Source organism: Bradyrhizobium sp. PUT101 (assembly GCF_052043945.1).
Classification (GTDB): Bacteria; Pseudomonadota; Alphaproteobacteria; order Rhizobiales; family Xanthobacteraceae; genus Bradyrhizobium.
In genome coordinates, this window is record NZ_CP197207.1 from 2,154,926 (window position 1) to 2,177,120 (window position 22,195).

At 64.9% G+C, this 22,195-nt stretch carries 22 protein-coding genes; 13 read left to right on the forward strand and 9 right to left on the reverse strand.

The features are described from left to right. Positions 1 to 32 precede the first annotated feature (32 nt). Positions 33 to 467 (forward strand): hypothetical protein, encoded by a 435-nt coding sequence (locus ACSHT2_RS10585; protein WP_440641511.1) that lies wholly within the window; start codon positions 33 to 35, stop codon positions 465 to 467. 108 nt (positions 468 to 575) lie between these two features. On the opposite strand, the gene ACSHT2_RS10590 is transcribed toward ACSHT2_RS10585, so the two are convergent. Continuing rightward, positions 576 to 1,082: a YciE/YciF ferroxidase family protein gene (locus tag ACSHT2_RS10590; protein WP_440641512.1), complete on the reverse strand. Its 507-nt coding sequence runs from the start codon at positions 1,080 to 1,082 to the stop codon at positions 576 to 578. A gap of 428 nt (positions 1,083 to 1,510) precedes the next feature. Here ACSHT2_RS10590 and ACSHT2_RS10595 point away from each other — a divergent pair, with 428 nt between their 5' ends. Both ACSHT2_RS10595 and ACSHT2_RS10600 read left to right on the forward strand, forming a co-directional pair. Continuing rightward, positions 1,511 to 2,593 carry a lysylphosphatidylglycerol synthase transmembrane domain-containing protein gene (locus ACSHT2_RS10595; RefSeq protein WP_440641513.1) on the forward strand — a complete coding sequence of 361 codons (1,083 nt, stop codon included), beginning with the start codon at positions 1,511 to 1,513 and terminating at the stop codon, positions 2,591 to 2,593. Between the two features lie 84 nt (positions 2,594 to 2,677). Further along, positions 2,678 to 4,630: a hypothetical protein gene (locus tag ACSHT2_RS10600; RefSeq protein WP_440641514.1), complete on the forward strand. Its 1,953-nt coding sequence runs from the start codon at positions 2,678 to 2,680 to the stop codon at positions 4,628 to 4,630. Positions 4,631 to 4,667: 37 nt separating this feature from the next. Here the strand turns inward: ACSHT2_RS10600 and ACSHT2_RS10605 are convergent, their stop codons facing one another. Further along, positions 4,668 to 4,907 carry a hypothetical protein gene (locus ACSHT2_RS10605; protein ID WP_035671870.1) on the reverse strand — a complete coding sequence of 80 codons (240 nt, stop codon included), beginning with the start codon at positions 4,905 to 4,907 and terminating at the stop codon, positions 4,668 to 4,670. Between the two features lie 280 nt (positions 4,908 to 5,187). Here ACSHT2_RS10605 and ACSHT2_RS10610 point away from each other — a divergent pair, with 280 nt between their 5' ends. From ACSHT2_RS10610 to garD, 6 genes are all read left to right on the forward strand, one after another. Then, positions 5,188 to 6,540, forward strand: a complete 1,353-nt coding sequence (locus tag ACSHT2_RS10610; RefSeq protein ID WP_440641515.1) for an MFS transporter — start codon at positions 5,188 to 5,190, stop codon at positions 6,538 to 6,540. Positions 6,541 to 6,660: 120 nt separating this feature from the next. Beyond that, positions 6,661 to 7,566: a LysR substrate-binding domain-containing protein gene (locus ACSHT2_RS10615; protein ID WP_440641516.1), complete on the forward strand. Its 906-nt coding sequence runs from the start codon at positions 6,661 to 6,663 to the stop codon at positions 7,564 to 7,566. 123 nt (positions 7,567 to 7,689) lie between these two features. Continuing rightward, entirely contained in the window at positions 7,690 to 8,634 is a 945-nt protein-coding gene (kdgD, locus tag ACSHT2_RS10620; protein WP_440641517.1) for a 5-dehydro-4-deoxyglucarate dehydratase, read from the forward strand. Between the two features lie 26 nt (positions 8,635 to 8,660). Next, positions 8,661 to 10,004: a glucarate dehydratase gene (gudD, locus tag ACSHT2_RS10625; protein WP_440641518.1), complete on the forward strand. Its 1,344-nt coding sequence runs from the start codon at positions 8,661 to 8,663 to the stop codon at positions 10,002 to 10,004. A 79-nt stretch (positions 10,005 to 10,083) separates the two neighbouring features. Further along, positions 10,084 to 11,532, forward strand: coding sequence for an aldehyde dehydrogenase family protein (locus ACSHT2_RS10630; RefSeq protein ID WP_440641519.1), 1,449 nt, complete (start codon positions 10,084 to 10,086; stop codon positions 11,530 to 11,532). Positions 11,533 to 11,726: 194 nt separating this feature from the next. Next, entirely contained in the window at positions 11,727 to 13,268 is a 1,542-nt protein-coding gene (gene garD, locus ACSHT2_RS10635) for a galactarate dehydratase (RefSeq protein WP_440641520.1), read from the forward strand. 4 nt (positions 13,269 to 13,272) lie between these two features. Here the strand turns inward: garD and ACSHT2_RS10640 are convergent, their stop codons facing one another. Continuing rightward, complete coding sequence (locus ACSHT2_RS10640) at positions 13,273 to 14,013, reverse strand: hypothetical protein (RefSeq protein WP_440641521.1); 741 nt, start codon at positions 14,011 to 14,013, stop codon at positions 13,273 to 13,275. A 6-nt stretch (positions 14,014 to 14,019) separates the two neighbouring features. After that, entirely contained in the window at positions 14,020 to 14,907 is an 888-nt protein-coding gene (locus ACSHT2_RS10645; protein WP_440641522.1) for a MipA/OmpV family protein, read from the reverse strand. A 344-nt stretch (positions 14,908 to 15,251) separates the two neighbouring features. Here ACSHT2_RS10645 and ACSHT2_RS10650 point away from each other — a divergent pair, with 344 nt between their 5' ends. The 3 genes from ACSHT2_RS10650 (at position 15,252) to ACSHT2_RS10660 (ending at position 17,753) form a co-directional block, all read left to right on the forward strand. After that, complete coding sequence (locus ACSHT2_RS10650) at positions 15,252 to 15,932, forward strand: response regulator transcription factor (RefSeq protein WP_440641523.1); 681 nt, start codon at positions 15,252 to 15,254, stop codon at positions 15,930 to 15,932. Then, positions 15,929 to 17,293 (forward strand): sensor histidine kinase, encoded by a 1,365-nt coding sequence (locus ACSHT2_RS10655; RefSeq protein ID WP_440641524.1) that lies wholly within the window; start codon positions 15,929 to 15,931, stop codon positions 17,291 to 17,293. Before ACSHT2_RS10650 ends, ACSHT2_RS10655 begins: the two co-directional genes overlap by 4 nt. Before the next feature lie 190 nt (positions 17,294 to 17,483). Continuing rightward, entirely contained in the window at positions 17,484 to 17,753 is a 270-nt protein-coding gene (locus tag ACSHT2_RS10660) for a hypothetical protein (RefSeq protein WP_440641525.1), read from the forward strand. Between the two features lie 242 nt (positions 17,754 to 17,995). Here ACSHT2_RS10660 and ACSHT2_RS10665 read toward each other — a convergent pair whose 3' ends face one another. From ACSHT2_RS10665 to ACSHT2_RS10675, 3 genes are all read right to left on the reverse strand, one after another. Continuing rightward, positions 17,996 to 18,352 carry a hypothetical protein gene (locus ACSHT2_RS10665; protein WP_440641526.1) on the reverse strand — a complete coding sequence of 119 codons (357 nt, stop codon included), beginning with the start codon at positions 18,350 to 18,352 and terminating at the stop codon, positions 17,996 to 17,998. 345 nt (positions 18,353 to 18,697) lie between these two features. After that, a complete protein-coding gene (locus ACSHT2_RS10670) occupies positions 18,698 to 19,288 on the reverse strand; it encodes a DUF2147 domain-containing protein (RefSeq protein WP_440641527.1) in 591 nt (196 codons plus the stop codon). A 105-nt stretch (positions 19,289 to 19,393) separates the two neighbouring features. Beyond that, positions 19,394 to 20,422, reverse strand: a complete 1,029-nt coding sequence (locus ACSHT2_RS10675) for an NAD(P)/FAD-dependent oxidoreductase (RefSeq protein ID WP_028177428.1) — start codon at positions 20,420 to 20,422, stop codon at positions 19,394 to 19,396. Positions 20,423 to 20,604: 182 nt separating this feature from the next. Here ACSHT2_RS10675 and ACSHT2_RS10680 point away from each other — a divergent pair, with 182 nt between their 5' ends. Beyond that, positions 20,605 to 21,072 carry an acyl-CoA thioesterase gene (locus ACSHT2_RS10680; protein ID WP_440641528.1) on the forward strand — a complete coding sequence of 156 codons (468 nt, stop codon included), beginning with the start codon at positions 20,605 to 20,607 and terminating at the stop codon, positions 21,070 to 21,072. A gap of 15 nt (positions 21,073 to 21,087) precedes the next feature. Here ACSHT2_RS10680 and ACSHT2_RS10685 read toward each other — a convergent pair whose 3' ends face one another. Next, entirely contained in the window at positions 21,088 to 21,408 is a 321-nt protein-coding gene (locus ACSHT2_RS10685; RefSeq protein WP_008143731.1) for a 2Fe-2S iron-sulfur cluster-binding protein, read from the reverse strand. Positions 21,409 to 21,574: 166 nt separating this feature from the next. Then, a complete protein-coding gene (locus ACSHT2_RS10690) occupies positions 21,575 to 21,919 on the reverse strand; it encodes an Hpt domain-containing protein (RefSeq protein ID WP_440641529.1) in 345 nt (114 codons plus the stop codon). Between the last annotated feature and the right edge of the window lie 276 nt (positions 21,920 to 22,195).

Genomic DNA, 22,195 nt, shown 5'->3' on the forward strand with positions numbered 1-22,195 from the left:
GCGACCGCCCTCGCCCATCCTACAAGCGAGACATGGCTCAGACGATGTTTTTTCCGCGCCGCCTGATTCTCGGCGCCGCCGTGATCTCCGGCGTGCTGCTCGCGCTCGCGGTCCACATGCTGGGCGCGCGCTATGGTCTCGACCTCGGCGGCCTCTGGCGCTCCGACACGCACGAGTTCATGCCGGCGGGCGCGGCGATCGCATGGTGGCTGATCGCCACGGTCGGCTTCTCCGGCGGCTATTTCACGGCGAGCCTGATGCAGAGCGCCGTCTCCGGACAGATCCCGCAGCGGATGCGGCAATTCCTGATCGCGGTCGGCGTGCTGCTGCTAGCGGGAGCGGGCCAGGCTGCCTCGGCGCCGAGCCCGATCCCGACCGTCTCGGGCGTGCTGGCCGGGCTCGCCGCGCTCTGCCTCGGTGCCGTCATGGCGTTTTGCGGCGCGCATTTCGCGCTGCGCCGCGGCTGACGCGCGCTACGCCGACCCACGCAGGCGCGCTCATAGCACCGAATGATATGCGTGAAACGAAAGCGCCGCGCGTTGGCCGCGCGGCGCTTTCTGGCTGCACTGTTATTGCTAGCTCGCTGCGCGCAGGTTCACCTTGCTTTCGGCGAGCGTCGTCAGCTTCTTGTCGGTCGCCTTTTCCTCCTCGAGCGTCTTGGCGAGCACCGCCGCGCAATCGTTGCGACCGAGCTGCTTGGCCCAGGCGATCAGGCTGCCGTAGCGCACGATCTCGTAATGTTCGGCGGCCTGCGCCGCGTTGATCAGTGCGGCGTCGAGCACCGCCTTGTCGGCGACTTCGCCGGCGGTCTCGTCGGCTTCCTCGATGATGCCGTCGATGGCCGGGCAGTCGACCGCCTTGACGGGGATGCCGTGCATCTTGAACACTTCCTCAAGTCGAGCGACGTGCTGCCTGGTTTCCTCGAGGTGCGTCAAAAAGCCCTGTTTCAGCTGCGGATCGGTGGCCTTGCTTGCCATCTTCGGCAGCGCCTTGGTGAGCTGCTGCTCGGCGTAATAGATGTCCTGAAGCTGATGCACGAACAGGTCGTTCATGGTTTTGATGTCTTTTGTGAACAGTCCCATCGTTCCGATCCTCTCGGGTTTCGGGGAACACGGAGGCGCCGGCTTGCACGAGAAAAGCCGCATATTCCGCCATGTTCGATTGCTGATGAATCCTAACGAGCACGTGGCATCGACGTTCCAAAAAGTGCCGATACCGCTTGCGCTGGAACAATGCGGACGGCGCCAGGATCTGAAATCATCTCGGCGCACTGAACGCGCGAGCGGAGCCGTTTCACGACTCATATGCTTAACGCGCATCCGATATGAACCGCGTATGACAAAAGTGGCCGGTCCAACGCAGAACCTATTGTTGTCAAGGGCTGCACAAGCCGCTGATTTTGCCTTAAATGAGCTTGATCATGCCTAGCGATCGATGCCTGCCTTTGGCCATGATCGCGCCCGACCGGCCAAGCCTGGCCCGGCCGGTCTTGCCCCCGCCGGGAGGATGAATGCACGGACTGCTGCCCGCGTTGAAGCGCGGCTTCAAGAGATGGATCGGCTGGCGACGGCTGGGAATTGCCGCGAGCATCTTCATCATCGCCTTCGCGATCACCACGCTGGTGCGGACCCTCAAGGGCATCGATACCGGGGTCATCCTGACCGCGTTGACCGAGATTCCGCGCGGCAGCATCGGACTGGCGGCGATCTGCGTCTTCTTCGCGTTCTGCACGCTGACCTTCTACGATTTTTTTGCGCTGCGAACGATCGGCAAGAAGCACGTGCCCTATCGCATCGCGGCGCTTTCCAGCTTCACGTCCTATTCGATCGGCCACAACATCGGCGCGACGGTATTCACCGGTGGTGCGATCCGTTTCCGGATCTATTCGGACTACGGGCTGAACGCGATCGACGTCGCCAAAATCTGCTTCCTGTCGGGTCTGACCTTCTGGCTCGGTAACATCTTCGTGCTCTCGATCGGCCTGGCCATCCATCCGGATGCCGCCTCCGCGATCGATCAGCTCCCGTCGTCGATCAACCGTCTGATCGCTCTCGGCGGCCTCGCCTCGATCGGCGCCTATCTGGTCTGGCTCTGCATGGGCAAGAAGCGCCGCGAGCTCGGCCAAAAGGGCTGGAAGGTGGTGCTGCCATCGGCGCCGCTGACCCTGGTACAGATCCTGATCGGCGTGGTCGATCTCGGCTTCTGCGCCACGGCCATGTACCTGTTGATGCCGGCGAGCCCATCGATCGACTTCATGTCGCTCGCCGTCGTGTTCATTCTGGCGACCCTGATCGGCTTTGCCAGCCACGCGCCCGGCTCGATCGGCGTGTTCGATGCTGCCATGCTGGTGGCGCTGCCCGAATTCGGCCGCGAGCAGCTTCTGGCAACGCTGCTGGTGTTCCGCATCCTCTATTTCGTGATCCCGTTCGGCCTCGCCATCTCCATCATGGGCACGCGCGAGCTCTGGATGAACGTGGTCGAGCCTTGGCAGGAGCGGCGGCGGCTGGCGGAGGCCTGCGCGCAGGCCAACCTGCCAAAGCAAGTGACACCGATGGAGCGGGAGCGATTGCTGCGGCAGGCCAATAAGCGCTAAGGCAGCTGGCGCAGACAAAGGTTGCGGGCGGCGGAGCAATGCTCTCTTATTTCCGCCTCAACTTTGCCGTTGAAGACCCGGGCCATGATCCCTTTACCCCTTCGTATTCTCGCCGCGGCCGCTCTGCTGGTTGCCGGGCTTTTGACTGCCTTTCCGTCCGAGCGCGCCGCCGCGCAGGATGCCGGCGCCATGCAGATCGATTGGGAGGTGCGTAACCGCTTCCGGCTGTTTCGCGAGGAGCGCGACTTCCTGCTCCATGTCGAGAACGCGCGTAACCGCAGCATCCTCGCCGCCGAGCAATCGCTGGAGCTCCAGAGCGAAGGCCGCGGCTGGGCCCGCAACATGGTCAACCGGCTCTGCATCGACCTCCAGGGCCGGGTCAACCAGCCCTGTACCCGCGACAACGTCAAAGAGAACTACATCACCCCGATCGACCATCCCGTGACGGTACGGCTGACCGGCGCGGTGCCGGTGGGCGCCACCTGCGCCTGGTCGTTCGACGACGGCGACGGGCCGCAACAATCGACCTTCGACTGCGCCGAGCCGATCAATCTGCGCGTCCGCTACGGCAGGCAGACGGTCGCGACCGTCGATGTCTCCGCCGGCTCCGATCCGACCCAGCGCCTCCAGACCGAGATCCGTGTCCGCGACATTTTCGTCGCCGGCCTCGGGGACAGCATCGCCTCCGGCGAGGGCAATCCGGACCGGCCGCTGGCACTCTCGGACGAAGGATTTTGCTTCCGCTCCTATCTCGGTACCGCCGGCGCGCAGTACTACCGGCCGAGCCGCCACGGCTTCAAGGGCGGCCGCGCCTGCGAGGCGCCGGATACGCTCGCCAACTGGCAACGCTACAGCGCGCTCTGGTTCAACGCGCCCTGCCACCGCTCGCTGTACAGCTACCAGACGCGCACCGCGCTGGCGCTCGCATTGCGCTACACCCACATCGCCGTGACCTACCTGCCGCTCGCCTGCACCGGCGCCAGCATTGCCGACGGGCTGCTCGGCTCGCAGCGCGCCCGCGAATGCCCGCCCGGCAAGTCCGGCGTCTGCAACACCAGCGTGACCGCCCAGGTCGCCGAGCTGCGCGAAGCGCTCACCGCGGCAAAGAAGCGCCAGCCCGATCGGACGCTCGACCTCGTGCTGCTTTCGGTGGGCGCCAACGACGTCTACTTCTCCGGCCTCGTCGCCGACGTCATCGTCGACACCGCGACCGAGCGGACGCTGTTCCGCCGCTCCGGCGTGATGGCGAGCGTCGATGATTCCCGCGATGCGCTAACGCGTGAGCTGCCGCAAAGCTTCGTCAAGCTACGCGAGGCGCTGAAGCCGCTCGTCGGCGGCGACCTCTCGCGCGTCGTCTATGTCTCCTACGCCAATCCTGCGCTCGCCGACGGCGGCGTGCCCTGCCGCGGCGGCCGCGCCGGCTTCGACATCCATCCGTCCTTCAACGCCGATCCGCAGCGCATCGCCCGCGTCTCCACCTTCGTCGACACGGAATTCCTGCCGCAGCTGAAAGGGCTCGCCACCTGCACCCGCGGTGCGCTGTGCCGCGATCCCGAAGCCGACCGCATGACCTTCGTCGATGCGCACCAGGCCGCGTTCGCCGATCACGGCTTCTGCGCCCATTCGGGCAATGACCCCGAATTCGACCGGACCTGTTTTGCCGAGAACGGCCAGAGCTTCAATCCGGACATTGTCAGCGCGGCGAGCCAGCCCATGCTGTGCGGCCGCGGCGCCTCGGAATATCGCGCCTACCTGCCCCGCGCGCGCTGGATCCGCGACGCCAATGACAGCTATTTCGCAGCGATGACCTATCCGCAGGGCTTACCGGCCGCGAGCCAGCCCACCGACATTCACGATGCGACCTGGGGCGTGCTCTCCGCCGTCTATGGCGGCGCCGTGCATCCGAGCGCCGAAGGCCACGCCGCGATGGCGGACGCCGCGCTGCCGGCCGCGAGCGCCGTGCTGGGGCTCGATGCAGTGCCGCCCGGCGTAACGCGCGGACTGCTCGCACCGCTGCTGCCGGGCGCGCGGCAGTAGCGTCGGGCACCGTTGCTTCGGCGCGACGGCTGGGAGTTCAGCCAGAAATGAAATCGTGGTCGACGCCCCGGCTGTGCCAGTAACGCATCTGCAGCCGCGGCGCGATTTCCCAAGCGATCGCAACTGAGGCAATTGCGCTCAGGACGATCATGACCGGGATGTAAAACGAAGCCTCATCACGAAGGGGACTGAGCAGAATCCCCAGCATGCCTGCACCGAACAGCACAGCCTGCGCCATCATGAACACCATGGCCGAGATTTGAAGACGAACGCGCATGTCAATCACCGTGGCTGTTTCGACTTCAGGGTAATCTGCCAGGCTCCGAGATGTTCCCGGGCGCGGCCAAGCTGACCGCCGTCGCCGTCCAGTGATCGCCGAGACGCGACGAAATGCGAGACTGACGGCGGTGGCACCACCGTACCACAACGCAGGCAGCGCCTTTGGCCCATCGATCCAAAGACGGCATCGATCGATACTGCCTTGAACTTGGACACTTTGCCGCGCGCGCCTCTAGGACTCGCCTCGAGGAAATGTTCGAGTTCTAAGGAGGCGCGTGATGAGCGCACTGGTGTCCGCAGCGGACGTGAGGAGGTCTCGCGTCAGGCTGTTGATCGTGACCATGTTGTTTCTGGTCACGACCGTCAACTATGCCGACCGCGCCACGCTGTCGATCGCGGGCCCTGCGCTCTCCAGGGAGCTGCTTCTGGATCCCGTCGCCATGGGCTGGATCTTCTCGGCTTTCGGTTGGTCCTATGTGATCGCGCAGGTGCCGGGCGGCTGGCTGCTCGACCGCTATGGTTCGCGCCTCGTCTATGCCTTCAGCATCATCGTCTGGTCGCTGTTCACGCTGATGCAGGGCTGGGTAGGCTTCCTTAGCGCCAGCGCGGCCGTCGTCGTGCTGTTCGCGCTGCGCCTCCTCGTCGGCGTCGCGGAAGCACCGTCGTTTCCCGCCAACGCCCGCATCGTCGCGGCCTGGTTTCCGGGCAATGAGCGCGGCACTGCGTCGGCCTTCTTCAATTCGGGGCAGTACTTCGCGACCGTGATCTTCGCGCCGCTGATGGGCTGGATCGCGCACGCCTATGGCTGGCGCTTCGTGTTCTTCGTGATGGGGGCGCTCGGCATCGTCATGGGTGTCGCCTGGATCAAGACCGTCTACGGCCCGAAGGAGCATCCTTCGATCAACGAGGCCGAGTTCGACTACATCAAGGACGGCGGCGCGCTGGTCGATCTCGATGCACCCAAGGACGATCTGAAGCAGGAGCGTGCACCGCAATCCGGCTCCGGGTGGGACCACATCCGCCAGCTGCTCTCCAACCGCATGATGCTCGGCGTCTATCTCGGCCAGTACTGCATCAACACGCTGACTTATTTCTTCCTGACCTGGTTTCCGGTCTACCTCGTCAAGGAACGCGGGCTGTCGATCCTGCAAGCCGGCTTCGTCGCGACGCTTCCCGCGCTTTGCGGCTTCATCGGCGGCGTGCTCGGCGGCATCATCTCCGATGCGATCCTGCGCAGGACCGGCTCGCTGACCATGGCGCGCAAGATCCCGATCGTCGGCGGCATGCTGCTGTCGATGTCGATCATCGCCTGCAACTATGTCGACGGCCAGGCGCTCGTGGTGGGCTTCATGGCGCTCGCCTTCTTCGGCAAGGGCATCGGCGCACTCGGCTGGGCCGTCGTCTCCGACACCTCGCCGAAGGAGGCCGGCGGCGTCTCCGGCGGCCTGTTCAACACCTTCGGCAATCTCTCCTCGATCACCACTCCGATCGTGATCGGCTACATCCTGGCTGCGACCGGCTCCTTCAACGGCGCGCTGGTGTTCGTCGGCCTCAACGCGCTGGTGGCGGCGTTCGCCCATCTCGTCATCGTCGGCAAGATCGAGCGGGTGGTGCTCAAAGGTTCCTCCTGAGGGCTCTCACGGGAGCTTGACCAGGCAACTTGCGGCGGCTCACCAGCCGCCGTCTTGTATTGGGGGTGATCGATGCTAGAAGTGCCGGGGAAACGCCTTATCCATCTAAGGCATGTATCGATGTTCGACCTCAACCAGCTCCGCTGCTTCGTCACCGTGGCAGAGGAACTGCATTTCGGCCGCGCCGCTGCACGGCTGAACATGACGCAGCCGCCGCTGTCGCGGCAGATCCAGGTGCTCGAGCACATCATCGATGCGCCGCTGCTCGAACGCACCAGCCGCTCGGTGCGCCTCACCCCAGCCGGGCGCAGCTTCCTGCCGGAGGCGCGGCGCATCCTCAAGCTTGCGGAAAGCGCCTCGCAAGTCGCCCGCCGCATCGCGCTCGGCAAGATCGGCTCGCTCAAGATCGGCTTCACCGCGGCCGCGGCCTACGGCTTCCTGCCGGAGCTCGTCGCCGCCTGCCGCGCCAAGCTGCCCGAGGTCGATTTCTCGCTGAAGGAGATGGTGTCCGGCGACCAGTTCGAGGCACTGACCTCCGGCCAGATCGATGCCGGCCTGCTGAGGCCGCCGATCGCGCGTCCCGAACTCGCCAGCCGCCGCGTCGTTGCAGAGCCGCTGCTGGCGGCGATCCCGAGAAAGCATCCGCTGGCGAACGCCGAGAGCATCGCCATCAAGGATTTCGACGACCAGCCCTTCGTGATGTACTCGCCCTATGAGAGCCGCTACTTCCACGACCTCCTGGTCGCGCTGTTCACCCGCGCCGACGTGCTGCCGCGCTACGTCCAGCATCTCAGCCAGATCCACTCGATCCTCGCGATGGTGCGCGCCGGCCTCGGCCTTGCCATCGTGCCGGCCGCAGCCGCGAGCCTGAAGATCTCCGACGTGCGCCTGCGTCCCCTGAAGTTGCGCACCCGCGTGCCCGTCGAGCTGTTCATGGTGTGGCGGCGCGAGGACGAGAATCCGCTGCTCTCGGCTCTGGTCAAAATCGCCGGCGAATTGTCCTCCGCGGAGCTGACGGAGGATTGATGCTCAATCCGCATCGGTCGATATAGGCTTTGGCTTGGACGCGCATCGAACGGTCTTCTAAACCACGGCGCATGGACGCGCAGGCTTGCGTCCTCCGTAGCACGCACGAAGGGAGCAGCGCCCGTGAGCAAGATGACCTCGCAGGAAATGGCCCGAAAGATCGGATCCGGCCTCCTGTCCTTCCCCGTCACGCCGTTCAGGGCTGACTACTCCTTCGACGAGGCGACCTACCGCGCCAACATGGACTGGCTGTGCGGCTACGACGTTGCCGGCCTGTTCGCCGCCGGCGGCACCGGCGAGTTCTTCTCACTGACGCCGTCAGAGGTTCCGCAGATCGTCAAGGTCGCCGTCGAGGAGACCAAGGGCCGCGTGCCCGTGCTTGCCGGCACCGGCTACGGCACCGCAATCGCGCGCGAGATCGCCGTCGGTGCCGAGAAGGCCGGCGCCGACGGCCTGCTGCTGCTGCCGCCCTATCTCACCCATTCCGAGCAGGACGGCCTCGCCGCCCATGTCGAGGCAGTCTGTGCCGCCGTGAAGATCGGCGTCATCGTCTACAACCGCGACAACGCCATTCTCCAGCCCGACACGCTGGCCCGCCTCGCCGAGCGCTGCCCGAACCTGGTCGGCTACAAGGATGGCATCGGCGATATCGAGCTGATGACCCGCGTCTACACCAGGCTCGGCGATCGCCTCACCTATATCGGCGGCCTGCCGACCGCGGAGACGTTCGCGCTGCCTTATCTCGACATGGGCGTGACGACCTATTCCTCGGCGGTGTTCAACTTCGTTCCGGAGTTCGCCACCAACTTCTACGCCGCCGTGCGCCAGCGCGACCACGAGACGATCCATGCCGGCCTGAAGAACTTCATCCTGCCGCTGATCGCGATCCGCAACCGCAAGAAGGGCTATGCGGTCTCGATCATCAAGGCCGGCATGAAGGTGATCGACCGCGACTCCGGCCCGGTCCGGCCGCCGCTGACCGACCTCACCGAGCAGGAGATGGCGGAGCTGACCGCGCTGGTGAAGAATTTGCCCGCCATCCGATCGACACAACAGGCGGCAGAATAACGGACGACGACAGGGAGGAGCATGCGATGGCCCGGACTGATATCTCTGGCGCACCTGTTGTCACGGCGATGCAGGTGATCCCGGTCGCGGGCCGCGACAGCATGCTCCTCAACCTCAGCGGCGCGCATGCGCCGTTCTTCACGCGCAACATCGTCATCCTCACCGACAATTCAGGTCACACCGGCGTCGGCGAGGTGCCGGGCGGGCAGAAGATCTGGCAGACGCTCCAGGACGCCCGCGATCTCGTGATCGGCAAGACCGTCGGCGCGATGAACAACATCCTCGCCGATGTCCGCACCGCCTTCGCCGACCGCGACGCCGGCGGCCGCGGCAAGCAGACCTTCGACCTCCGCGTCATGATCCACGCGGTCACGGCAATCGAATCCGCGCTGCTCGATCTGCTCGGCCAGCATCTCGACCTTCCGGTCGCCGCTCTGCTCGGCGAAGGCCAGCAGCGCAAGAGCGTCGAGACTCTCGGCTATCTCTTCTTCGTCGGAGACCGCGGCAAGTCCCGCCTGCCCTATGTGGAAGGCGAGACCGGCAAGGCAGAATGGTTCAACCTCCGCCATCAGGAGGCGATGACGCCCGAGACCGTGGTGCGGCTCGCGGAGGCCACCCACGACCACTACGGCTTCGCCGACTTCAAGCTGAAGGGCGGCGTGCTCCGCGGCGAGCAGGAGATCGAGGCCGTCACCGCCATCGCAAAACGCTTCCCCGGCTCGCGCGTCACGCTCGACCCTAACGGCGCCTGGTCGCTCGACGAGGCCGTCAGGCTCTGCAAGGGCATGCACGGGATCCTCGCCTATGCCGAGGATCCCTGCGGCCCTGAAGCCGGCTTTTCCGGCCGCGAGATCATGGCCGAGTTCCGCCGCGCCACCGGTTTGCCGACAGCAACCAACATGGTCGCCACCGACTGGCGGCAGCTCTCCCACGCGCTGCGCTTAGGGTCGGTGGACATCCCGCTGGCCGATCCCCATTTCTGGACCATGCAAGGCTCCGTGCGCGTGGCCCAGACCTGCCGTGACAACGGCCTGACCTGGGGCTCGCACTCCAACAACCACTTTGACATCTCGCTCGCCATGTTCACCCATGTCGGGGCAGCCGCCCCCGGCAACGTGACCGCGATCGATACCCACTGGATCTGGCAGGACGGCCAGGCGCTGACGAAAGAGCCGCTCCAGATCAGGGGCGGCAAGATCACGGTGCCGGATCGCCCCGGCCTTGGCATCGAGATCGACCGCGCGGCCATCGAGGCTGCGCATGAGCTTTACAAGAAGCATGGACTTGGCGCCCGGGATGACGCTATGGCCATGCAGGACCTGATCCCGGGCTGGACATTCGACGACAAGCGTCCGTGCCTCGTGCGATAAGAAACGTCAGGCATGATCCCGGAAAAGTGGACACCGGTTTTCCGATAGGATCATGCCCCATGAACAGGGAGGAAAAAAGATGACAGCGATCCTGAAGAACTTCATCGGCGGCGAATGGGTCGACGGCTCCGGCGTCACCAGGAACATCAACCCCTCCAACACCAACGACCTCGTCGGCGAATATGCGAAGGCCGACAAGGCGCAGACCGAAAAGGCGATCGCCGCTGCCAAGGCCGCCTTCCCCGCCTGGGCGCGCTCGACCCCGCAGGAGCGTTATGACGCGCTGAACAAGATCTCCGCCGAAATCCTCTCCCGCAAGGAAGAGCTCGGCCGCCTGCTCGCCCGCGAGGAAGGCAAGACCTTGCCGGAAGGCATCGGCGAGGTCGCGCGCGCCGGCCAGATCTTCGCGTTCTTCGCCGGTGAAGCGCTGCGCCTGATCGGCGAGAAGGGCGCCTCGGTCCGTCCCGGCCTCGATGTCGAGCTCACGCGCGAGCCGGTCGGCATCGTCGGCATGATCACGCCCTGGAATTTCCCGATCGCGATCCCGGCATGGAAGATCGCGCCCGCGCTCTGCTACGGCAACACGGTGGTGTTCAAGCCGGCCGAGCTGGTGCCCGGCACGGCGCATGCGCTGTCCGAGATCATCGCCCGCTCCGGGCTTCCGGCCGGCGTGTTCAACCTCGTGGTCGGCTCCGGCTCCGTGGTCGGCCAGACGCTGCTCGAGCATCCCGACGTCGCCGCGATCTCCTTCACCGGCTCGGTGCAAACGGGCCGCAAGATCGCGCAGGCCTGCGTGCTGTCGAACCCCATGAAGAAATTCCAGCTCGAGATGGGCGGCAAGAACCCGCTGGTCGTGCTCGACGACGCGGACCTCAAGACCGCCGTCGAAGTCGCCGTCAACGGTGCCTATTTCTCCACCGGCCAGCGCTGCACCGCCTCCTCTCGCCTGATCGTCACCGAAGGCATCCATGACCGCTTCGTTGCGGCGATGGCCGAGCGGCTCAAGGCCCTGTCGGTGGACGACGCGCTCAAGGCCGGCGTGCATATCGGTCCCGTCGTTGATCAAAGCCAGCTCGACCAGGACCTGCGCTACATCAAGATCGGCCAGGACGAGGGCGCCAAGCTCGCCTTCGGCGGCGAGCTGCTCAAGCGCGAGAACCCCGGTCACTATCTCCAGCCGGCCCTTTTCACCGAAGCCAACAACAACATGCGCATCGCGCGTGAGGAGATTTTTGGCCCTGTCGCCGCCGTCATCCGCGCCAAGAACTACGAGGAGGCGCTCGCGATCTCCAACGATACCGAGTTCGGCCTTGCCTCCGGCATCTGCACCACCAGCCTGAAATACGCTTCGCACTACAAGCGCAACAGCGAGTCCGGCATGGTGATGGTCAATCTGCCGACCGCCGGCGTCGACTATCACGTGCCATTCGGCGGCCGGAAGGGCTCGAGCTACGGCGCCCGCGAGCAGGGCTCCTATGCCCGCGAGTTCTACACGACGGTGAAGACCGCTTATACGTATCCGGGTTGACGAGCGATGTTCGTGCCGCGGCGCAGGTGCCCACCTCTCCCTTTGGGAGAGGTCGGATCGCACAGCGATCCGGGTGAGGGGTTACGCCCTCACTTGGAAGCCGCGGCCCCTCACCCGGCGCCACGCGCCGACCGCTCCCCTCCGGGGAGAGGTGAACGAAAACACGGCTTCTTCCGTTCTTGAGGCAAGCGCAGATGGACCAGGACGTCTCGGCAAAAGAGCAGCCCCGCTACATCAAGCTCAACGAGCGCGACAATGTCGCGATCGTGGTCAATGATTTCGGGCTTCCCGCCGGCTCCCGGTTCGCCTGCGGACTGACGCTGCGCGCCTTTGTTCCACAGGGACACAAGACGGCGCTGGTCGACATCGCGGAAGGCGCGCCCATCATCCGCTATGGCGAAATCATCGGCTACGCACTCTCTCCCATCGAGGCCGGCGAATGGGTGGATGAAGCCCGCATCCGCATGCCGGAGGCCCCTGCCCTCGACAGACTGGAAATCTCCACCGCCGTCCCCGCGCCGCTGCCGCCGCTCGAAGGTTTCACCTTCGAGGGTTACCGCAATCCCGACGGCTCGGTCGGCACCAAGAACATCCTCGGCATCTCCTCGTCCGTGCAATGCGTCAAGGGCACGATGGAATATGCGGTCAAGCGCATCCGCGCCGAGCTGTTGCCGAAATATGCGAACGTCGATGACGTCGTGCCGCTGACCCATGCCTATGGCTGCGGCGTCGCCATCAATGCGCCCGACGCGGTGGTGCCGATCCGCACCCTGCAGAACCTCGCGCTCAATCCCAATTTCGGCGGCGAGATTTTGGTCGTCGGCCTCGGCTGCGAGAAGCTGGCGCCGGAACGGCTGGTGCCGCAAGGCGTGGGCGATGCCATCGTGCGCATGCAGGATGAAGCCTTCGACGGCTTCGGCGCCATCGTCGATGCGATCATGACCCAGGCCGAGGCCCGGCTGAAGGTGCTCAACGCCCGCAAGCGCGAGACCTGCCCGGCCTCCGATCTCGTCATCGGCCTGCAATGCGGCGGCAGCGATGCCTTCTCCGGCGTCACTGCGAACCCCGCCGTCGGCTTCGCCGCCGATCTCCTGGTGCGCGCCGGCGCCACCGTGATGTTCTCGGAAGTCACCGAGGTGCGTGACGCCATCCAGCTCCTCACCCGGCGCGCGATCAACGAGGATGTCGGCCGCGCGCTGGTGCGCGAGATGGCCTGGTACGATTCCTATCTTGCACGCGGCGGCGCCGATCGCAGCGCCAACACCACGCCGGGCAACAAGAAGGGCGGTCTCGCCAACATCGTCGAGAAGTCATTGGGCTCGATCGTGAAGTCCGGATCGAGCGCCATCACCGGCGTGCTCTCGCCCGGCGAGAAGGCGACGCAGAAGGGCATGCTGTTCGCGGCAACGCCCGCCTCGGACTTTATCTGCGGCACGCTCCAGCTCGCCTCCGGCATGACGTTGCAGGTGTTCACGACCGGCCGCGGCACCCCCTATGGCCTTGCCGCCGCCCCCGTGATCAAGGTCGCCACCCGCAGCGAGCTTGCGCGCCGCTGGAAGGACCTGATCGATTTCGACGCCGGCAGCATTGCCACCGGTGAGAAGACCATTGAGGAATGCGGCTGGGACCTGTTCCGCCTGATCCTCGACGTCGCCTCTGGCCGCACCAAGCCGTGGTCGGACCGCTGGGGCATCCACAACGATTTGACGCTGTTCAATCCGGCGCCGGTGACCTGAGGGGTCACGGACTGTCGATCAGGTGCATGTCGCCCAGCGTCAGCGGCAGGCTGCGGATGATGAGGTCCGCTATCGCCGCGCGAAGCCGTTCACTCGAAGCCGAGCTCTCGAACGACTCGTCGACCGATCCGCTCGGGCCGGCGATCCTCACCGTGCCGGTGTTGTCGAGCGGCGCGGCCGCGCGCTTCTCGATCACGTCGTACGTCTTGCCGTCGATGACGCGAACCTCGTAGAGCGCGTGGATCAGGCCGTAGTCCGCAAGCAGCGTCCGATATTCGGCGAGCCCGACGCCCTCGACGTTGCGGCCGTTTCCAAGCTTCGATCTCGCCCGGGTGATGACGATGTACGCATCCAGACCCTGCGGCGTGACATCGCTGCGCACCAGCTCCTTGAACGGATCGCTGCGCAGCAGATTGACGGGCGCAACCGCCGAATCCCTGATCGCACCGAAGGCAGCGCGCCTGTAGTTCACCGGCTGCACGCGAAAACGTCCACTGAGCAGCTTCGTCGCCTGCTGGACGATCAGCTCGTCCAGCCCCCATGCGTTAATCGAGACGCTTTGCCCGGTGTTGCCGAGCGCGGTCAGGCCGGCTTGCGTCAGGCTCATCTCCTCGCCGATCGCCGAGACGATGCCGACGGTCTTGATCGCCTGGAGCTTCGTCGCGCGCGTCTCGAACGCCGCGGCGGCGCCGAGGGCGATACACGCGGCCGCGAGGCCAACCCATAGAAAAGCAATGCGGCGCATGACGACCTATCGGATTCTGAAATCGAACGAATAGGACGCACCGAGGCCGACGGTGGTCTGGTTCGACGATCCCCGCAGCTTCACCAGAGGACTGTCCGCGGCATCGCCGAGCAGCTTCTCGTACTCGACATAGGCGTGCACCTCCCACTGCGGATTGATGCGATAGGAGATCTGGCTGCCGAAGCCGACCGAGTGCGCGCCGCCCCTGGCATTGTACGTCGGCAACCCCGATGCCAGCGCCTGCACGGCATCGACGCCGAAATACGGCGCGGTCGCCTTGGTGCTTTTCCAGGTGAAGCGTGGGCCGGCCGAGATCGTCAGCCTTTGGATCAGCGGCACGATGATGTCGGCCGAGACGTCGACCACGGTGCCGGTATGGCCGCCCATCCCCTGGCGCAGTTCGCTGCGCAGGCGGAGCCAGTCGACGGGATAATATTCGACGAAGCCGCCGAGCTCGTAGGCGGCCTTGACGTCGCCGAGGCCGGTCAGCTCCGAATATTTGTCGCTCTTGCGCGAGGCGACGTACTTGAACGCAGGCCCGGCGCGAAAATTGCCGACGTCGAGCAACGCGATGCTGGCGCTGTCGCGCGGACCGCGAAACTGGTCGATCGATCCGGCGCGACGAATGGAGAAGATCGGAATCGGCATGAGTTTGCCGTTCTTCGATCCGACGAAGTCAGGCATGTATTCGCCGCCGATACCGACCATGACGGTCCAATTTCCGGAGGGCGAAGGCAGCATCGGCAGCTCGAACGGTGGCGCTGGCAGCGTGAACGCGCTCTGCGCCGATACAGATTGCGCGCTCGCCATGATCGCACCGAGCGCAGCAAGACAGGCGGTCGTCCGCCGCGCGGTCGCCGTGAGGCGGAGAGCGGCTTCTTCGAAATACATCATTACGGGGGCCCCCGGACCGGCCTTGCGGGCCTGGTCGACTCGTGTGGTTCAGAGCCACAGCATGTGGTCCGGCAAAATTGCCCCAAGATTGCAAGGCGAGAGCCGTCGTCCGAAACGTCGCGCGCCAGACGCCGGCGGACCAACATTGCCCGAACATTGCCGCGCCGCAGTCACGCCCTCAAATGTTGACGGGCGGTGCCCGCGAACTCTCCCGTTCCTGCCTTTTATTCGCCAAGCTCGCTGCCTTAATGGGAACCCTAGCGCACGAGCCGAAACGCCAGGCGTCGGCCAGGGAGCGTCACGGTCAGGGTTTTGTTACCCCAGCAGAGTCAAGGACGACCCGCGTGCGCTCCCTCGTGATCGAAGACGAACCGCAGATCGGCGCCTATGTCAGCCGGCTGCTCGGGCAACTGCACGGTATCGTCGACCTCGTCGGCTCGATTGCAGAGGCCCGCCAGGCGCTGGAGAACTTCAGATATGATCTGGCGATCGTCGACCGGATGCTGCCCGACGGAGATGCACTCCAGGTGGTCGCGGCGCTGAGCCAGTCGGCGGAACGTCCCGCGATCATCATGCTGACGTCCAAGGACACCAAGGAGGATGTCGTCGACGGCCTCAACGGCGGCGCCGACGACTATCTCGGCAAGCCGTTCGAGCCGCAGGAGCTGCTTGCGCGGGTACGCGCCGTCTTGCGCCGGCCCCGGCTGCTCGCCCCGTCCGTCTTGTCGCTCGGCAATGTCGAGCTGCATCTCGGCAGCAACGAGGCGGTGGTCGCCGACACCAAAATCCTGCTGCGCCGGCGCGAGGCGCTGATCTTGGGGGCACTCCTGATGCGGCGCGACCGCGTCATCACCCGCGCCGCCCTGATCGAGGAGATTTACGGCTTCGACGACGAGATCGAGTCCAACACGCTCGAAGCGCAGGTCTCGCGCCTGCGGAAGAAGCTGACCGAACTCGGCGGCGACGTCGAGATCCGCAGCATGCGGGGCATCGGCTACATCCTGCGGCTGGCAAGTCCGCGATGAGGTCGATCGCCCGAACCTTTGAGCTGTCGCTCGGCATCGCCGCGACGACGATTTTCCTGATCATGCTCGGCCTCTTCATATGGCGCTATCCGATGGAGGAGCGCGAGTTCAGGGCTTGCCGGGCCGTGGCCGCCGTTCTCGATCGCGCCACCGATATCGAAGGGCAGAAGCTCACGGTGCGTCCGACGCGCGCCCTCGAAGAGCTGAAGGCGGACAGCCCGAACCTCTGGTACGTCGTGTCCGCGGGCGAGCTGGTCAGCGAGTACGGCAGCGAACGCCGGCCCGCCCTTCCCTTCGCGTTTCCCTATCACGGGCCCGTCGGCTCATCGGTCTTCAGCACACTCGACCAGAAGAGCACCTTTTGCCTCGCCGTCGTGCAAAGGGGTTCGTTGCAGCTCGCCATGATGGTCGGCGAGCCTCAAGTCCGTTTCGGCCGGCTTGCAAGAAACTTTCTCATCCGCAGCGTCTTTTCGATCATGCTGCTGGCGCTGGCCTTTGCAGCGACCGTCGCCGTCGGCGCGGCGCTGGCCGCGCGTTTCGTCTCACGCGGTATTGAACGGGTGGCGCTTCGCGCGCTCGCGATCGACCCTGCAGCACCGCAAGGTCTGATCTCCCTGTCCGAGGTCCCTCGCGAGTTGAAGCCGCTGGTCGAGGCGCTGAACCGCGCCTTCGGCGAGATCGACGCCTATATCCGGATGCAGCGCCGCTTCCTCGGCAATGCCGCGCACCAGCTGCGCACGCCCCTGACGCTGCTGCGCGCGAAAATCGAGGACGTGCCCGAGCCGGCCCTCAGAACCGAATTGGTGCGCGACGTCCGCCGCCTGACCTCGCTGGTCGCCGCCATGCTCGACCTGGCGCGACTGCAGAATCATGCGATCGAGACGCGACCGATCGATCTTGCCCAGGTCACGCTGGATGTGCTGGCCGATTTCAGCCCATCGGCGCTGGACGCCGGCATCGAGCTTGCGCTGGAGCAGGATGGGAAAGGTCCATTCCTGGTGCAGGGTGTGGACGCTGCGATCCGCAGTGCGCTTGCCAATCTCGTCGGCAACGCGATCATCCACGCCCATGGCGCGCGACGCATCGTCGCCACGCTCGGCCGCGATGGCATCTCGATTCACGATGACGGCGCGGGCCTGCCCGATGGCGCCGAGCACGGGCTGATCGAGCCCTTTCAGACCGGCAACGCCGCCGGCGATGGCGCGGGCCTCGGCCTGTCGATCGTCCGCGAGATCATGGCCGCCCACGGCGGCGAGTTGATCGTCTCTTCCACGCCCGGCTGCGGCACGACGATGAGCCTGCGCTTTCCCGCGGCCCCCGCCCCGGTCAAATCTCCGCAGCTTGATCTGCAAGAACGTTAAGCGGCGCATCGGCGCTTCCTCGAAACCGTCCGGAAACATTGGCGCTGACAACTTCCTCCTCGTTTCATCCGTTCGCATCAAGCAATCAATATCTCCGCCGAAGGCGACGGGAATGTTCGCGCACGAGCGAACCTGTTCCGGCGTCGACGCGACCAAACCTCCGATTGACATCTTCCACGGAGATTTTCCAATGCGTGTTCTCTCGATGATTGCCGTTGCCGGTGCCATGATTGCGAGTTCGGCCGGTGCCTTCGCCACTGAGCTTCCTTCTTACGAAGTGACATCGTTTCCGATCTCGGCGACGCAGGTGCAAGTGCTCGGCGGCGCCGGCGTCGAGGAACAGTCGGCCGCGCCCGCGATGACCGTCGACGGCATGCCCGCCTCGCCCGCGCAGGTCTCGGTGCTGACCCCGCGCGTCAAGCGGCTTGCGAGTGCCAATACGCAGAGCGATGCGCGCTGAGCTGCTCATCCTCATTCCGGGGCGCGCGAGGTGCGAACTCAGGTGCGCCATTGCGCACCTGAGAATCTCGCGCAACAACCTCCGGATTCCGGGTTCGACGCTGCCGCGTCGTCCCGGAATGACATCGAAGCTTTATGGCGTCTAAAGCATGATCCGGAAAAGTGCGCAGCGGTTTTCCGAAAAGATCATGCTTAAACAACAACCTAAAGCGCGATGACGATTCATCCTCATCGCATCGCGCTTTAGGTCATGCTGCCCGGCATGAAGCAGCGCACGCGCGGATGGCCGTCGACATAGTGCTTCCAGACCATCGTCCGGCCGATCTTGTTCGGCTCGGTAATGACGGCACCGTCGGGCACCACCACCCATTCGTCGTCGATCCGCACGCGGTAGCGGCCGCGATCGGACTCCCAATCGACGTCGGCAATGACGTAGCCGTCGGCATCCGAGCAGCACTGCCCGTATTCGCTGTGCAGACTCTCGAACCAGGGTTTTAGTGGCGAGTTGGCGTAGCGGCCGTCGTCGCGCGCCAGCGCCGAAGCCGCGAGTAGCGTCGTCAACCCCAGCAGCGTGGCCGCACCTGATATGGCAGGTCTCATGTCGTCTCCGCGGTCGAAGTGATCGCCGCGAGGCAAACGCTGCCGTCCGCCCTCCGCGCGGTGCGCGTGGAGACGGCGACTCGCTCCCCCAGCAGCTTTGCCGACAGCTATGCAAATCCGGCGCCAGCGCGCATTCCAGGGAACTACTGGAGCGAAGCTGGCACACGTTCCCCTTTGGGCGAACGTGGCCGCACGGGCCGTTCAGGGATGAGGAGGGAGCGATACCGCACTGGCTTCGCCACTGGAGCCTGTCACCGGGCTCGCCGAAGGCGAGAGCCGGCGGCGGGGAACGAGCTTGCGCCGAAGCTACGGCTGTCGAGGCGGCACAGTGTGCGAAGTACGCCTCTACTGCTTCGGCGGCGCCATCATCGCACCGCCCTTCTTCGCCGCCGGTGCCGTTGGCTTTGCGGCGGCGGCCTGCGCAGGGAGATATTTTGCCACGATGGCGGGATCGATCTGCGCGATGTTGGCATCCGGCAGGCGCGTCCAGGTCTCGTCCTTGCCGAGCAGCGCGATGCCGAGATAGCCGCGCAGCGTCAGGGTCTGGCCGTCGGGGCTGATCCGCATGTTGGCCTTCCAGATCTGACCGTCGCGCGGGTTAAGCACGTTGCCGCCTTCGTACTTCAATCCTTCGCGCTTCATGTTGCGGACGAATGAAATGCCGAGCACCGGCGCGTTCTTGCGATCGTCGGTGCACTTGCTGCAAACCTCGTTCGGATTGTCGGTTGGCCGCGGGAAGGTCTTTGCGATCACACCTTCGAAGACGCCGTTGCGGTCGATGAAGAGGAACCATCCGACTGTCTTGCCGTCTTCGACCTTCTGCCAGAGGCCCGCCGCCGTGGGCTCGGTGGTCTGCGCCGCACACGGGCTCACCGTCGCGAGCGACAATGCCAGCACGAGGAAGGAGAGCGGCCGAAAGCTGGAAAAAATCCGCATGAGATCACCTTGCTATTCCACAACCGGAATGGCCGCAGACTACGGCGATTTCGCGAACGGTTCCAGCACCAGAAACATGGGGCACCGCCTGCCCACTGCGTTCCCTCAGTTGACACCGAGCTTCTTTTGCAGGCTGGAGGACGAAGTCGTGTACTGGAACACGAGCCGCTTCTCCGGATAGACGTAGCGATGGGCTTTTTGCGACATCAGCGCGCCCTCGTGGAAGCCGCACAGGATCAACTTGAGCTTGCCCGGATAGGTGTTGATGTCGCCGATGGCGAAGATGCCTGATACGTTGGTCTCGAACGCGGAGGTCTCGACCGGCACCAGATTGTTCTCCAGCGCAATGCCCCAGTTCGCGACCGGGCCGAGCTTCATGGTCAGCCCGAAGAACGGCAGCATGGTATCGCAGGCGATTTCGCTCACGCTGTTGTCATTGCCCTTGATGGTCGCGCCGGCGAGCCTGCCGTCAGCGCCGGAGAGCGCGGTGACCTGGCCGAGCCGCAGATCCATCTTGCCGCCAGCAACCAGCGCGCGCATCTGCTCGACGCTGTGGGGTGCGGCGCGAAACTCGTCCCGTCGGTGCAACAGCGTGATGCGCTTGGCCAAGGGATGCAGGTTGAGCGTCCAGTCGAGCGCGGAGTCGCCGCCGCCGACGATCAGCACGTTCTTGTCGCGGAACGTCTCCATCTTGCGCACGGCGTAGTGGACTGACGTGCCTTCATAGGCCTCGATGCCCGGCACCGGCGGACGCTTGGGCTGGAACGAGCCGCCGCCGGCCGCGATCACCACCACCTTGCATTCGAACACCTTGCCGGTATCGGTGGTGCAGCGGAAGGCGGGATCGCCGATCTTCTCCACGGTCTCGACCATCTCGCCGAGATGGAAGGTCGGGTGAAACGGCTTGATCTGCTCCATCAGCGCGTCGGTGAGGCCCTGCCCGGAGACCTGCGGAATGCCGGGAATGTCGTAGATCGGCTTTTCCGGATAGAGCTCGGCGCACTGTCCGCCGACCTTGTCGAGGATGTCGACGAAGTGCGTCTTCATGTCGAGAAGGCCGAGCTCGAAGGCGGCGAACAGACCGCAGGGGCCTGCGCCAATGATCAGCACATCGGTTTTGATCGCGTCGCTCATGTCGTCTCTTTATCTATCGTTATCGGTTGGACGGCGCCCGGCGGGCAGAGGTGACCCTGCCTGTCTAGCCAACGGGGATGGATCAGGGAAGGCATAAAAGCGGGAGCGCCCCGCAGCCGCGCCCACTTGCCGCCGCAGAATAACTGGGTTGTAACGACCAAGGATATGACGGAGATCAATCGGTGAACGCACCAAGTCGCCTCGATACGACGCCACGCCTGGAGGACTATCCCTTCCGCCTCAGCGATAACGTTCGCTTCGGCGATCTCGATCCCAACCAGCACGTCAACAACGCGGTCTACGCCACCTATTTCGAGACCGGCCGTGTCACGCTGATGAAGCTTCCCGAATACGGGCTGACCCCGCCGGGCCTCGCCTGGATCATGGTCCGGCTCGACATGCATTTTCGCGCCGAGCTGCACTGGCCCAATGCGCTCGAGCTCGGCCTTGGCGTGGTGAAGCTTGGACGAACGTCCGTGACCTTCGAACAGGTCGTGTTCTCGAACGGGAAGTGCATTGCGTCAGCGACGTCGGTCGGCGTCCTGCTCGACGAGGCCACGCGGCGACCCGCGCCGCTGACCGCAGAGGTGATCGAGAAGCTCAGATCCTGGCAGAAGCGCGGCATCGAGGTCGCGCCGCCGCGCACTTGATATATCGAGGGAGGATCAGGCCTGGCGTTCCGGCGTCGCCACCACGAGACCGTCGAGCTCGTCGGAAACCTTGATCTGGCAGGACAGGCGCGAATTCGGGCGCACGTCGAAGCCGAAGTCGAGCATGTCCTCTTCCATCGGCGTCGGGCTGCCGACCTTCTCGCGCCAGGCTTCGTCGACATAGACATGGCAGGTCGCGCAGGCGCAGGCACCGCCGCATTCGGCCTCGATACCGGGAATGCTGTTGCGGATCGCGGCTTCCATCACGGTTGCGCCGTTCTCGATTTCTACCGTGCGGGTTTCGCCCTTGTGGTCGACAAAGTGAATCTTGGCCATGTGTGCTCGTGCTGCCGAGGTGCTGGGAATGAAGGAGGGTCCGGGCTGTCCTATAACGGGTCGGTTAGCCCGGCGCCATAGCGTTTTGATGCGAAATGAATCCCGCTTTGCGGGAAGAAAACCCGTCAAAACAAACGACTAGGGGCCCGGCTCCGACCGTATCGGCTTACGGCTTCAGGATCGCCGCTATGGCGGCGCGGGCCTCGGTCACGGCCTCTTTCAGAGCGGCGAAGGCATGGGACCGGCCATGGCCGGTCCGGATCGCACTCTCCAGGCTGGCTGCGGCATCGGCAACCGCAAAGGCGCCAATTCCGTGCGCCGAACCCTTGAGCTTGTGCGCGAGCGCGCCGGCCTCGGCCGGCCTCGCAGCCATCGCCGCGAGCAGGCGGCCCGCCTGCTCGCCAAACATCGTCAGCACTTCCTGTTCCAGTTCGGCGTCGCCGAGCGTCATCCGGGAGAGGTGATCGAGATCGAGCGGGCTGTCGATAGGTGCAAGCGGGGGCGAAGGCATCCATTCCATCCGTTGCAGTTCAGGCGTCATGGCGCAGGCCCCGGCGTCGCGTGGCGGCCGCCGGTCCGGCGGTCAGGTTCCCCTCAACCAAGCATGAAAATAGTTAACGAAATGTTTGGGCTGTTTGACGCAGATCCGCCCATTTGTTGACGGAAAGTTGCCGCAATCGGCCGAGTCTGGTGGAGAATTGCATTGATTGCTAAGGCGTTACGGCGCGATCCTGTTAACGATGATTAAGATTGTCTTAATCGCAGGCATTTCATTCGCGACGCTCTG